Origin of the sequence: Actinoplanes sp. NPDC026623, assembly GCF_040638275.1 — a bacterium.
In the GTDB taxonomy this organism is placed as follows: domain Bacteria; phylum Actinomycetota; class Actinomycetes; order Mycobacteriales; family Micromonosporaceae; genus Actinoplanes.
In genome coordinates this window covers 105,878-118,438 of sequence record NZ_JBEZXZ010000002.1, presented here as the reverse complement: position 1 = coordinate 118,438, position 12,561 = coordinate 105,878, and the positions used below count along the sequence as shown (strand labels likewise).

Here is a 12,561-nt window from a genome sequence, read left to right as displayed (position 1 = left end):
GCGTGGTGCCCGGGCTGGCCTAGGCTTGCCCGTCATGAGCAGAGCCGCCGCTTTCTCGTATTCACCGCTGTTGCCGCTAAATGACGACCTGACCGAGTACCGACTGCTCTCGGACGAGGGCGTCGACGTGGTCGAGGGGCCAGGCGGCCGACGGTTCCTGACCGTCGACCCGAACGCGCTGACGCTCCTCACCGCCGAGGCGATGCACGACATCGCCCACTTCCTGCGCCCCGCGCACCTCGCGCAGCTGCGGGCCATCATCGATGACCCGAAGGCCTCCCCGAACGACCGCTTCGTCGCCCGGGACCTGCTGCGCAACGCCAACATCGCGGCCGGCGGCGTCCTGCCGATGTGCCAGGACACCGGCACGGCGATCGTCATGGGCAAGCGCGGCCGGCACGTGCTGACCGACGGCATGGACGAGCAGGCCATCGCGCTCGGCGTCTACCAGGCGTACACCCGGCTGAACCTGCGCTACTCGCAGCTCGCGCCACTGACGATGTGGGACGAGCGCAACACCGGCTCCAACCTGCCCGCGCAGATCGAGCTCTACGCCGAGGACCCCGGCGGCCAGCCGGACGCCTACAAGTTCCTCTTCATGGCCAAGGGCGGCGGCTCGGCCAACAAGTCATACCTCTACCAGGAGACCAAGGCGCTGCTGAACCCGGCGCGGATGATGGAGTTCCTGGACGAGAAGCTGCGGCTCATCGGCACGTCCGCGTGCCCGCCGTACCACCTGGCCATCGTCATCGGCGGCACCAGCGCCGAGTACGCGCTCAAGACCGCGAAGCTGGCCAGCGCCAAGTACCTGGACAACCTGCCGCGTACCGGGTCGATGACCGCGCACGGCTTCCGCGACGTCGAGCTGGAGGCGGCCGTCCTCGAGCTGACCCGCGACTTCGGCATCGGCGCCCAGTTCGGCGGCCGGTACTTCTGCCACGACGTCCGGGTGATCCGGCTGCCGCGGCACGGCGCCTCCTGCCCGGTGGCGATCGCGGTCTCCTGCTCGGCCGACCGCCAGGCGCTCGCGAAGATCACCCCGTCCGGCGTGTGGCTCGAGCGCCTCGAGCCGGACCCCGCGCGCTTCCTGCCGGACGTCACCGACGAGGCGCTGGAGACCGACGAGGTCGTCCGGGTCGACCTGAATCGGCCGATGGCCGAGATCCGCGCCCAGCTCAGCGAGTATCCGGTCAAGACCCGGCTGTCGTTGACCGGCTCGCTGGTCGTCGCCCGCGACATCGCCCACGCGAAGATCGCCGAGCGTCTCGACGCGGGCGAGCCGATGCCGCAGTACCTGCGTGACCACGCGGTCTACTACGCCGGCCCGGCCAAGACGCCCGAGGGCTACGCGTCCGGCTCGTTCGGGCCGACCACGGCCGGCCGGATGGACGCCTACGTGGAGAAGTTCCAGGCCGCGGGCGGCTCGCTGGTGATGCTGGCCAAGGGCAACCGCTCCGGCCAGGTCACCAAGGCCTGCCAGAGCCACGGCGGCTTCTACCTCGGCTCGATCGGCGGGCCGGCCGCCCGGCTCGCACAGGACTGCATCCGGCACGTCGAGGTGCTGGAGTACCCCGAGCTCGGGATGGAAGCGGTCTGGAAGATCGACGTCGAGGACTTCCCCGCGTTCATCGTCGTGGACGACAAGGGCAACGACTTCTTCGCCGAGGTCACCCGCCCCAAGAATGTTCTTCAGGTGGGTAGCCGGCCGTAGCGGCGGGGCGGGCTCAGGTGGCGCAGAGGCCGGCGACCGGGTCCATCCAGTCCGGCATCTTGGTCACGAGGGTCGCGTTCAGGTCCTTGGTGGTCTTGACCTTGTCGAAGAGGGCCTTGTCCGCGGCGCTCCTGGAGAACTTGGTCGCCGAGATCGCCCCCGCCTCCTTGAGGTCGGGATCCTTGGCCTTCGAGGTCTCCAGGCGGATCTTCGCGCCGACCTCCTTGAGCTCCTTGCTCGCCGCCTTGCGCGCCTGCTCGGCCTCGTCGGTCTGCTTCGCCTCCTTGTAGGCGATCATCCGGCCCATGGCGGTGCCGAACTCGGCCACGTCCGCATTGAAGACCTTGTCGAGGGCGGTGCAGACCGCGCGGGTGTTCGCGTAGTAGTTCGGCGCCGCTACGGTGGTGGCCGGCGTCGTCGGGGTTTCCCACGCGGGTGTCTCGGCGATGGTCTCCGTGTCGCCGTCGCCGCCGCTGTCGCAGGCGGCTCCGGTGAGGAGCAGGCCGCACAGGGAAACGGCGAGAAGGGCGCTTCGCATGACAGATCCTGTTCGTCGGGGGAGTCCAAACCCTTCGCGACGATACGTTCCACCCCGGGCGACGTCCAACCGGGCGTAATCCCTCCATACGCGAACAGCCCGCCCGGGACGTTGCCCCGGGCGAGCTGAACACCCCCCGTTCAAGCCGTTCCGCTCCGTCTGGGGCGATGTCAAGACATCCGGAGCGGAACGGCCTGCCTGACAGGCTGAGTGACGACACTCTCGTTTCGCTCTCGTTCCGCTGTCGTCGCCGACCGATCTCTGCGCCGCATTCGCTATCGTCGCTTCCATCGACGTGCGGAACAGGGGTGACCTGATGCGATTCGGCATTCTGGGTGCCCTGCGCGTGATCGACGGCGGGCGGGAGATCGCGATCACCGCCGGCCGGGACCGGGTCGTGCTGGCGATGCTCCTGCTGCACCCGGGCGAGATCGTGGGTGCCGACATTCTGGTCGACGCGGTCTGGGATGAAGCCCCGCCGGTCACCGCGCGCGGTCAGTTGCAGACGTGTGTCTCGCGGCTGCGCCGGATGCTGCCGGCGGGCGTGATCCTGACCGATCCCGCCGGGTACGGCATCCGGCTGGATGACGACGATCTCGACGCCGTCGTGTTCACCCGGTTGGTGGGCCAGGCGCGGAGGGTGGCCGAGGCGGAGACTGCCCGTAAGTCGTTGCGGGAGGCGCTGGCCCTGTGGCGGGGCCCGGCGCTGGTCGGTCTCGATTCGCGTGCGGTCCGGCAGCGGGCCGCGGTCCTGGATGAGCGGTATGCGGTCGCGGTGGAGGACTGGGCGGATCTGGAGCTTGGCGGTGGTGACGATCGGAATCTGGTGGCGGAGCTGACGGGTCTGGTGGAGCGGTTTCCGCTGCGTGAGCGGTTGCGGGCGCAGCTGATGCTCTCGCTGGAGCGGGCCGGTCGGCAGGCCGAGGCGCTGGCCGAGTTCCGCCGGGCGCGTGATCTGTTGCAGATGGAGCTGGGCGTCGATCCCGGCCCGGCGCTGCGGGAGGCGCACCGGCGCATCCTGGCCGGCGACGCCCCGCCCGAGCCCGCGGTAGCGGCCGCGATCCGCTGTCTGCCACGCGCGGTCGGCGACTTCACCGGCCACGACGGTGCGGTCCGCCGGCTGATCGCCGCCGTCGGGGCGGGCGCCGCCGACGGCCCGACCGTGCTGGTGATCGACGGCATGGCCGGCAGCGGCAAGACCACCTTGGCGGTCCACGTCGCGAACCGGAGCGCGGAGAGACATCCGGACGCCCAGCTCTTCGTCGATCTGCAGGGGCACAGCGAGAACGAGCCGATCCAGCCCGCCGCCGCCCTGCTCACCCTGCTGCGGCAGCTCGGCGTCGCGGCGGACCGGATCCCGGCGGACCTGATCGAACGGGCAGACCTCTGGCACCAGCAGCTTTCCGGGCTGCGGGCCGTGGTGGTCCTCGACAACGCCGCGTCGAGCGCCCAGCTCGCCCGGTTGATACCCACCTCGCCGGGCAGCCTCTGCCTCGTCACCAGCCGGCGCCGGCTGGTCGGGCTCGACGGCGTGCACCCGGAGTCGCTGCCGGTGCTGGACGAGCCGGCGGCCGTCGCCCTGCTCGCCAAGATCGTCGGGGATCGGGTGGCGGCCGAGCCGGGGGCGGCCCTCGAGGTGGTGCGCCGCTGCGGGCGGCTGCCGCTGGCGATCCGGCTGGCCGGTTCCCGGCTGGCGCATCGGCCCCGGTGGCGGGTCGCCGACCTGCTGAGGCGACTCGGCGAGTCGGCGCTGCCGGAGCTGGCCGCCGAGGACCGGACGGTGGCGAGTGCCTTCACCCTGTCCTATGTGCAGCTCGCCGAGCGGGAGCAGCGGGTGTTCCGGCTGCTCGGGCTGCACCCGGGCGAGCGGTTCGAGCCGCTGGCGGTCGCGGCGCTGACCGGGCTGCCGCTGGACGACGCGCGGGACGTCCTGGACGGCCTGGTGGACGTGAACCTGATCGAGGAGCCGGAGCCCGAGCTGTACCGGCTGCACGACCTGCTGCGGCAGTATGCGGCGGCCCTCGCCGGGGAGTTCCCGGCCGGCGACCGTGCCGCCGCCGTCGCCGGCCTGCTCGATTTCCAGCTGCACGCGATCGCGGCGTCGAACCCGTCGTCCCGTCGCGAGCACCTGGACCGCGACCTGCCGCTCGGGCGGCCGGACCGGCCCGACCTGCTGGCCGCGCTCGCGGATCCCGGCCGGCACCTCGAGCGCGAGCGGCCCTACCTGCCCGCGTTCGTCGACGCCGCCTTCGCCGCAGACCGGCCCGACTTCGCCTGGCGAATCCCCCGGGCGGCCTGGTGGCACCTGTACACCCGGGGCTACGTGAACGAGATCGACAGGTTGCTCCGCCTCGGGCTGGAGACGGCGCGGAACGCCGGTGACCAGGCCGCGGTGGCGACGGCCGCCAACTACCTCGCCTCGTCCGCCTACCGCCTCGGCCGCGAGGACGAGGCGCGGGCGCTCCTGGAGGAGGCCGTCCGGCTGCGGCGGGACCTGGGTGACCACTCGGGAGTGTCCACGGCGATGAACAATCTCGGCGCCATCTACGAGACCGAGGGCCGCTTCGTCGAGATGGTCGAGCTTGCCGCCGCCCAGTGGGCACTGCAGAGCGCGTCCTTTCGTAATGACCGGCTGAACATCGCCTTCCGCTACAACTGCGACGGCGTGGGCAACATGCGCCTCGGCCGGCTGGAGCGGGCCCAGCAGGTCTTCCGGATCCGGCTCCAGATGGCGATCGAGATGCGGGAGACCGTGGGCGTCGCCAACGTCTTCCTGCACCTCGCGGTGGTCAAGCGGAAGCTCGGCGGCAGCGTCGACATCGTCAGGCGCATGCTGGCGGCGGCTCTTCGGCTGTATCGCGCGGAGGGCCACGCGGTCGGTGAATCGGAGGTGCTCGCCGAGCTGGCGCTGTTGTGCCACGCGGAGGGCCGGCCGGCGGCTGCGCTCGACCTGCTCCGGCAGGCCACCTCCATCGTCGAGCGCATCGAGAACCGCCGCTATGAGGCGCAATACCGCAGCTACCAGGGCCGGGTGCTGCTGGCGTCGGGGGAGATCACCGGCGCCGGGGAGAGCTACGACCACGCGCTGAGGCTGACGGCCGTCCGGTACCCGTACGAGCGGGCGACGGCGCTGGCCGGTAAGGGGTCCGTCCGCGCGGCCGCCGGCGACCCCGCGTCCGCCCGGCAACTCTGGGCGCAGGCGCTGGAGCTCTTCACCCGGATGGGCGTACCGGAGCGCCTCGACGTCGAGCGCCGGCTGGAAGCCGGGGTGACCTGATGCGATTCGGCATTCTGGGTGCCCTGCGCGTGATCGACGGCGGGCGGGAGATCGCGATCACCGCCGGCCGGGACCGGGTCGTGCTGGCGATGCTCCTGCTGCACCCGGGCGAGATCGTGGGTGCCGACGATCTGATCGACGCGGTCTGGGATGAAGCCCCGCCGGCCACCGCGCGCGGTCAGTTGCAGACGTGTGTCTCGCGGCTGCGCCGGATGCTGCCGGCGGGCGTGATCCTGACCGATCCCGCCGGGTACGGCATCCGGCTGGATGACGACGATCTCGACGCCGTCGTGTTCACCCGGTTGGTGGGCCAGGCGCGGAGGGTGGCCGAGGCGGAGACTGCCCGTAAGTCGTTGCGGGAGGCGCTGGCCTTGTGGCGGGGCCCGGCGCTGGTCGGTCTCGATTCGCGTGCGGTCCGGCAGCGGGCTGCGGTCCTGGATGAGCGGTATGCGGTCGCGGTGGAGGACTGGGCGGATCTGGAGCTTGGCGGTGGTGACGATCGGAATCTGGTGGCGGAGCTGACGGGTCTGGTGGAGCGGTTTCCGCTGCGTGAGCGGTTGCGGGCGCAGCTGATGCTCTCGCTGGAGCGGGCCGGTCGGCAGGCCGAGGCGCTGGCCGAGTTCCGCCGGGCGCGTGATCTGTTGCAGATGGAGCTGGGCGTCGATCCCGGCCCGGCGCTGCGGGAGGCCCACCGGCGCATCCTGGCCGCCGAGGACACTCCGTCCGCCGCGCCGTCCCCGCCGCGTTGCCTGCCGCGCACGGTTGCCGACTTCACCGGCCGCGACGACGCCGTCGCCCGGCTGCTCGCGGCGGCCGGGGCGGGCGCCGCACACGGCCCGACCGTGCTGATGATCGACGGCATGGCCGGCAGCGGCAAGACGACGCTGGCCCTGCACGTCGCGAACCGGCTGGGCGACGGCTACCCGGACGCCCACCTCTTCCTCGACCTGCAGGGGCACAGCGAGAACGAGCCGCTCGAGCCCGGCGCCGCGCTGCTGATCCTGCTGCGCCAGCTCGGCGTCGAGGCGGACCGGATCCCGGCGGGCACGCAGGAGCGGTCCGCGCTGTGGCGCACCGAGCTCAGCGGGCGCCGGGCGCTGGTGGTCTTCGACAACGCGGCGTCCAGCGTGCAGGTCGGCCGGCTGCTGCCCAACTCGGCGGGCAGCCTCAGCCTGATCACCAGCCGCCGCCGGCTGGTCGGCCTCGACAGCGTGCGCCTGGAGTCCCTGCCGGTGCTCGGCGTGTCCGAGGCGCTCGTGCTGCTGGAGAAGATCGCCGGTGGGCGGGTGGCCGCGGAGCCGAACGCGGCCCTCGAGGTGGTGCACCGCTGCGGGCGGCTGCCGCTGGCGATCCGGCTCGCCGGTTCCCGGCTGGTGCATCGGCCCCGGTGGCGGGTGGCGGACCTGGTCCGGCGGCTGGGCGAGTCGGCGCTGCCGGAGCTGGCCGCCGAGGACCGGACGGTGGCGAGCGCCTTCACCCTCTCGTACGCCCAGCTCCCCGAGCGCGAACAGCGGGTGTTCCGCTTGCTCGGGCTGCACCCGGGCGAGCGGTTCGAGCCGCTGGCGGTCGCGGCGCTGACCGGGTTGCCGCTGGACGACACCCGGGATGCCCTGGACGGCCTGGTGGACGTGAACCTGATCGAGGAGCCGGAGCCCGAGCTGTACCGGCTGCACGACCTGCTGCGGCAGTATGCGGCCGCGCTCGCCGGGGAGCTCCCGGCCGGCGAACGTGCCGCCGTCGTCGCCGGTCTCCTCGACTTTCACCTGCACGCGATCGCGGCCTGGACTCCGCGGCAACGTCGCGAGCACCTGGACCGCGACCTGCGGCTCGGGCGGCCGGACCGGCCCGACCTGCTGGCCGCGCTCGACGATCCCGGCCGGCACCTCGAACGCGAGCGGCCATACCTGCCCGCGTTCGTCGACGCCGCCCTCGCCATCGACCGGCCCGACTTCGCCTGGCGACTCCCGCGGGCCGCCTGGCGGTACCTGTACACGCGCGGCTACCACACCGAGATCCAGCTGCTGCTTGCCCACGGGCTGGAGACGGCCCGGAACATCGGTGACCAGGCCGCGGTGGCGACGGTCGCGAACTACCTCGCGTCCTGCGCCCTGCGGCTCGGCCGCCACGCCGAGGTCCGCGCGCTCCTGGAGGAGGCCATCCGGATCCGGCGCGCGCTGGGCGACGACCGGGGCATGTCCACGCTGCTGCTCAATCTCGCGGGTCTCCACGCGTCGGAGGGCCGCAACGCCGAGATGCTCGAGACGCTCGAGGCGCTCGCCACCCATCAGGCGGTGAGCCGGATCGCCCGTGACGACCTGATGAACGTCGCGCTGCGGCTGGAGCACTGCGGCATCGCCCACGCGCGGCTCGGCCGGCTGCCGCAGGCGCTGCGGTGCTTCCGGCTCCGGCTGCAGCTGGCGATCGAGATGAAGGAGACCGCCGGCCTCGCGTACTCGTTCCTGAACATCGCGGGGGTCAAGCGGCGGCAGGGCGCGGACGTCGGCACGACCAGTCGGATGCTGCGCGTCGCGCTGCGGCTCAACCGGGCGGCCGAGCACGCGATCGGCGAATCGGAGTCGCTCGCCGAGCTGGCGCTGCTGGAGCTCGCCGAGGGCCGGCCGGCGGCGGCGCTCGAGCTGCTCGGGCAGGCGATCGTCATCGCCGAACGGGTCAGGCACCAGCGCCTGAAGTCGCTCTTCTGCTCGTATCGCGGCGAGGTGCTGCTGGCCTCGGGCGAGTTCGCTCAGGCGCGGGTGAGCTGCGACGAAGCGATTCACCTTGTCGCGAACCGGTATCCGTACGAGTGGGCGGTGGCGCTGACCGGCAGCGGCGCCGTCGACCTGGCCGCGGGCGATCCCGCCGCCGCCCGCCGGAGCTGGGCACAGGCGCTGGCGCTGTTCACCCGGATGGACGCCCCGGAGCGCCTCGACGTCGAGCGGCGGCTGGCGGCGCTGGAGAGTGGCACGGATTGACTGCATACCCCGCGCGACGGGGGCAGGATGGAACGGTGACGACGACTGACGACAGCGGTTACCGGATCGAACGCGACACGATGGGCGAGGTCCGGGTCCCGGCCGACGCCCTGTGGCGGGCGCAGACCCAGCGGGCGGTGGAGAACTTCCCGATCTCCGGGCGCGGCCTCGAGCCCTCGCACATCCGCGCGCTGGCCCAGATCAAGGGGGCGGCCGCGCAGGTCAACGCGGCTCTGGGCGTACTGGATGGAGACGTCGCGAAGGCGATCATGACCGCCGCCGGGCAGGTGGCGGAGGGCGGCCACGACGATCAGTTCCCGATCGACGTCTTCCAGACCGGCTCGGGCACGTCGTCGAACATGAACGCCAACGAGGTCATCGCGACGCTCGCCTCGCGTGAGCTGGGCCGCACGGTGCACCCGAACGACCACGTCAACGCCTCGCAGTCCAGCAACGACGTCTTCCCGTCGTCGATACACCTGGCCGCCACCGAGGCCGTCACCAGCAGCCTCATCCCGGCCCTCGACCACCTGGTGGCCGCGCTGAGCGCGAAGGCCAACGACTGGGCGGAGGTGGTCAAGGCCGGCCGGACGCACCTGATGGACGCGACGCCGGTCACCCTGGGCCAGGAGTTCTCCGGGTACGCGGCGCAGGTGCAGAACGGCATCGACCGGCTCACCGACACGCTGCCGCGGCTCGCCGAGCTACCCCTCGGCGGCACCGCGGTCGGCACCGGCGTCAACACGCCGCCCGGCTTCGCCCCGGCCGTGATCCTGCTGCTGCACAAGGTGACCGGGCTGCCGCTGAGCGAGGCGCGCAACCACTTCGAGGCGCAGGGCGCCCGGGACGCGCTGGTCGAGGCGTCCGGGCAGCTGCGGGTCGTCGCGGTCAGCCTCTACAAGATCGTCAACGACATCCGCTGGATGGGCTCGGGCCCGCGCGCCGGCCTGCGCGAACTGCGCCTGCCCGACCTGCAGCCGGGCTCGTCGATCATGCCCGGCAAGGTGAATCCGGTGGTGCCCGAGTCGGTGCGCCAGGTGGCCGCCCAGATCATCGGCAACGACGCGGCGGTCGCGTTCGCCGGCAGCCAGGGCGACTTCGAGCTCAACGTCATGCTCCCGGTGATGGCCCGCAACCTGCTCGAGTCGATCAAGCTGCTGGCCGCCGCGGCGCGGATGCTCGCGGACCGCTGCATCGCCGGCCTGGAGGTCAACCACGAGGTCGTCCGCGGTTACGCCGAGGGCTCGCCGTCGATCGTCACCCCGCTGAACCGGTATCTCGGCTACGACGAGGCGGCCGCGATCGCGAAGCAGGCGCTGCGGGAGGACAAGACCATCCGCGCGGTGGTGATCGAACGGGGCCACGTCGCCAGCGGGGTGCTGACCGAGGAGGACCTGGACGCGACCCTGGACGTGCTGCGGATGACGCGCCCCTGATCGGCACCCGCCGGCCTGTGGACGAGGCTGTGGATAACCCGCGCTCGGGCGGAACGTTACTTGCTCGCGAGGGTCGGTACCCTTGTACGGTGACGCTCCGCCTGCATGACACCGCGACCCGATCCGTCCGGGACTTCGTCCCGATGACGCCCGGTCAGGTCGGTATCTACCTGTGTGGTCTCACCGTGCAGTCGATACCGCACATCGGGCACCTGCGCTCCGCCGTCAACTACGACGTGCTGCGCCGCTGGTTGCTGCACATCGGCCTCGAGGTCACCTTCATCCGCAACATCACCGACGTCGATGACAAGATCCTCGTGAAGTCGCTGGAGACGGGCCGCCCCTTCTGGGCGATCGCGTACGCGAACAAGCTCGTCCTCGACTCCGACTACCGCTCGCTCAACGTGCTGCCGCCCACCTACGAGCCGCTCGCCACCGCGCACATCACCGAGATGCACGAGTTGATCGGCGAGCTGATCGAGCGCGGGCACGCCTACGAGTCGGCCGAGGGCAACGGCGACGTCTACTTCGACGTGCCCAGCTTCAAGGAGTACGGCGCGCTCTCCGGGCAGCGGCCGGAGGACATGCTGTCCGCCGGCGGGACGCCCGAGCGGGGCAAGCGGCACCCGGCCGACTTCGCCCTGTGGAAGGGCGTCAAGGCCGACGAGCCCGGCGACGCCTCCTGGGCCTCCCCGTGGGGCCGCGGCCGGCCCGGCTGGCACATCGAGTGCTCCGCGATGGCCCGGCGCTACCTCGGCGCCGAGTTCGACATTCACGGCGGCGGCCTCGACCTGACCTTCCCGCACCACGAGAACGAGATCGCCCAGTCCCGCTCGGGCGGGCTGCCGTTCGCCCGCTACTGGGTGCACCACGCGCTGCTCAATCTCGGCGAGTCCAAGATGAGCAAGTCGCTGGGCAACGTCATCGATGTGCAGGCCGTGCTGGCCATGGGCATCCGGCCGGTCGAGCTGCGCTACTACCTGGGCGTGCCGCACTACCGCTCGTGCATCGACTACTCGGCCGACGCCCTGCGTGAGGCCGCCACGGCATACCGCAGGATCGAGGGCTTCGTGCACCGGGCCGTCGAGGTCGTCGGCACCGGGCGCCCCAAGGACGTGCCGCCGGCGTTCACCGCGGCGATGAACGACGACCTCAACACGTCGGCGGCGCTGGCGGTCGTGCACGACACGATCCGCGAGGGCAACACCGCGCTGGCCGCGAGCGACGAGACCGGCGTCCGCGCCGCGCTGACCGAGGTGCGCGCCATGCTCGGCGTCCTCGGCCTCGACCCGATCGACCCGGCGTGGCATTCCGGCGAGAGCGGCGGCGACCTCAAGCCGATCGTCGACTCGCTTGTCGCCCTCGCACTCGATCAACGCGCGCAGGCGCGGGCACGCAAGGACTGGGCGGCGGCCGACTCGGTCCGCGACCAGCTCAAGAACGCGGGAGTTCAGGTGGAGGACACTCCGGCCGGGCCGCGCTGGACGGTAGGAGAGCAGCACTGATGCCGGGAAATTCCTTCAATGTGAGCAAGCGCGTCACCGCCAAGAAGGGCGCGTCGGGCGGCTCCGGCGGCAAGAACCGGGCCGGGCTCAAGGGCCGGGGCAAGACCCTGCCCGCCGACGAGCGCCCGTGGCACAAGGGCTACTCGGGCACCGAGAAGCTCCCCGAGAAGACCGCCCGTAAGCAGGACAAGGAGCGGCGCGCCGCCGCCGCCGAGGGCCGGGCGCCCAAGATCGGCGTCCCGGGCAGCAAGGACACCACCTGGGGCCGGGGCGGTGGCCGCGGCGCCAGCGGCCGGCCGGCTCCGCAGCGCGGCGGCCGGGTGCAGGGTCGCAGCGGGCCGAGGATCGCCCCCGGGCGCCGCTCGAACCCGACCAAGGAAGGCCCGGAGCTGCTGCTCGGCCGCAACCCGGTGACCGAGGCGCTGCGCGCATCGATCCCGGCGACGGCGCTCTACGTGGCGCAGGGCATCGACATCGACGACCGGGTCTCCGAGATCGTCCGGACCGCCGGTGACCGGGGCATCCCGATCCTGGAGATCAGCCGCCTCGAGCTCGACCGGATGACCGGCGGCGTCCTGCACCAGGGCGTCGGCCTGCAGGTCCCGCCGTTCGCGTACGAGAACTTCGACGACCTCGTGGCCGCGGCGATGGAGCAGACCGCGCCGCTGCTGGTCGCGCTCGACGGGGTGACCGACCCGCGCAACCTGGGCGCCGTGATCCGTTCGGTGGCCGCGTTCGGCGCGCACGGCGTCTTCATGACCGAGCGCCGGGCGGCCGGCATCACCGCGACGGCCTGGCGCACCAGCGCCGGCGCGGCCGCGCGGGTGCCGGTGTCGCAGGTGGTCAACCTGACCCGGTCGATCAAGGCCGCGCAGCAGGCCGGCTTCACCGCGATCGGGCTGGACGCGGACGGCGAGACGGACCTCTACCAGCTCGAGGCCGCGGTCGGCCCGCTGCTGGTGGTGGTCGGCTCCGAGGGCCGCGGCCTGTCCCGCCTGGTCGGGGAGACCTGCGACCTGCGGGTGAGCATCCCGATGATGTCCGAAGTGGAGTCGCTGAACGCCAGCGTCGCCGCCGCGGTCACCCTCGCCGAGGTCTCCCGCCGCCGCATCTACGGGTAGG

The 12,561-nt window shown here is 72.1% G+C and carries 7 protein-coding genes; 6 read left to right on the top strand and 1 reads right to left on the bottom strand.

What is annotated here, in order from left to right; genetic code table 11:
* Window positions 1–34: 34 nt before the first annotated feature.
* Window positions 35–1,711: a fumarate hydratase gene (locus AB0F10_RS01240; RefSeq protein ID WP_360619690.1), complete on the top strand. Its 1,677-nt coding sequence runs from the start codon at window positions 35–37 to the stop codon at window positions 1,709–1,711.
* A gap of 13 nt (window positions 1,712–1,724) precedes the next feature.
* On the opposite strand, the gene AB0F10_RS01235 is transcribed toward AB0F10_RS01240, so the two are convergent.
* Window positions 1,725–2,249 carry a hypothetical protein gene (locus AB0F10_RS01235; RefSeq protein WP_360619689.1) on the bottom strand — a complete coding sequence of 175 codons (525 nt, stop codon included), beginning with the start codon at window positions 2,247–2,249 and terminating at the stop codon, window positions 1,725–1,727.
* Window positions 2,250–2,565: 316 nt separating this feature from the next.
* Here AB0F10_RS01235 and AB0F10_RS01230 point away from each other — a divergent pair, with 316 nt between their 5' ends.
* The 5 genes from AB0F10_RS01230 (at window position 2,566) to rlmB (ending at window position 12,560) form a co-directional block, all read left to right on the top strand.
* A complete protein-coding gene (locus AB0F10_RS01230; RefSeq protein WP_360619687.1) occupies window positions 2,566–5,526 on the top strand; it encodes a BTAD domain-containing putative transcriptional regulator in 2,961 nt (986 codons plus the stop codon).
* Window positions 5,526–8,498 carry a BTAD domain-containing putative transcriptional regulator gene (locus AB0F10_RS01225; protein ID WP_360619685.1) on the top strand — a complete coding sequence of 991 codons (2,973 nt, stop codon included), beginning with the start codon at window positions 5,526–5,528 and terminating at the stop codon, window positions 8,496–8,498. Before AB0F10_RS01230 ends, AB0F10_RS01225 begins: the two co-directional genes overlap by 1 nt.
* A 35-nt stretch (window positions 8,499–8,533) precedes the next feature.
* A complete protein-coding gene (locus AB0F10_RS01220) occupies window positions 8,534–9,934 on the top strand; it encodes a class II fumarate hydratase (protein ID WP_360619683.1) in 1,401 nt (466 codons plus the stop codon).
* Between the two features lie 89 nt (window positions 9,935–10,023).
* On the top strand, window positions 10,024–11,439 hold the full coding sequence (gene cysS, locus AB0F10_RS01215; protein ID WP_360619681.1) for a cysteine--tRNA ligase: 1,416 nt from the start codon (window positions 10,024–10,026) through the stop codon (window positions 11,437–11,439).
* Complete coding sequence (gene rlmB, locus AB0F10_RS01210; protein ID WP_360619679.1) at window positions 11,439–12,560, top strand: 23S rRNA (guanosine(2251)-2'-O)-methyltransferase RlmB; 1,122 nt, start codon at window positions 11,439–11,441, stop codon at window positions 12,558–12,560. The genes cysS and rlmB overlap by 1 nt, the downstream gene beginning before the upstream one ends.
* Window position 12,561 lies beyond the last annotated feature (1 nt).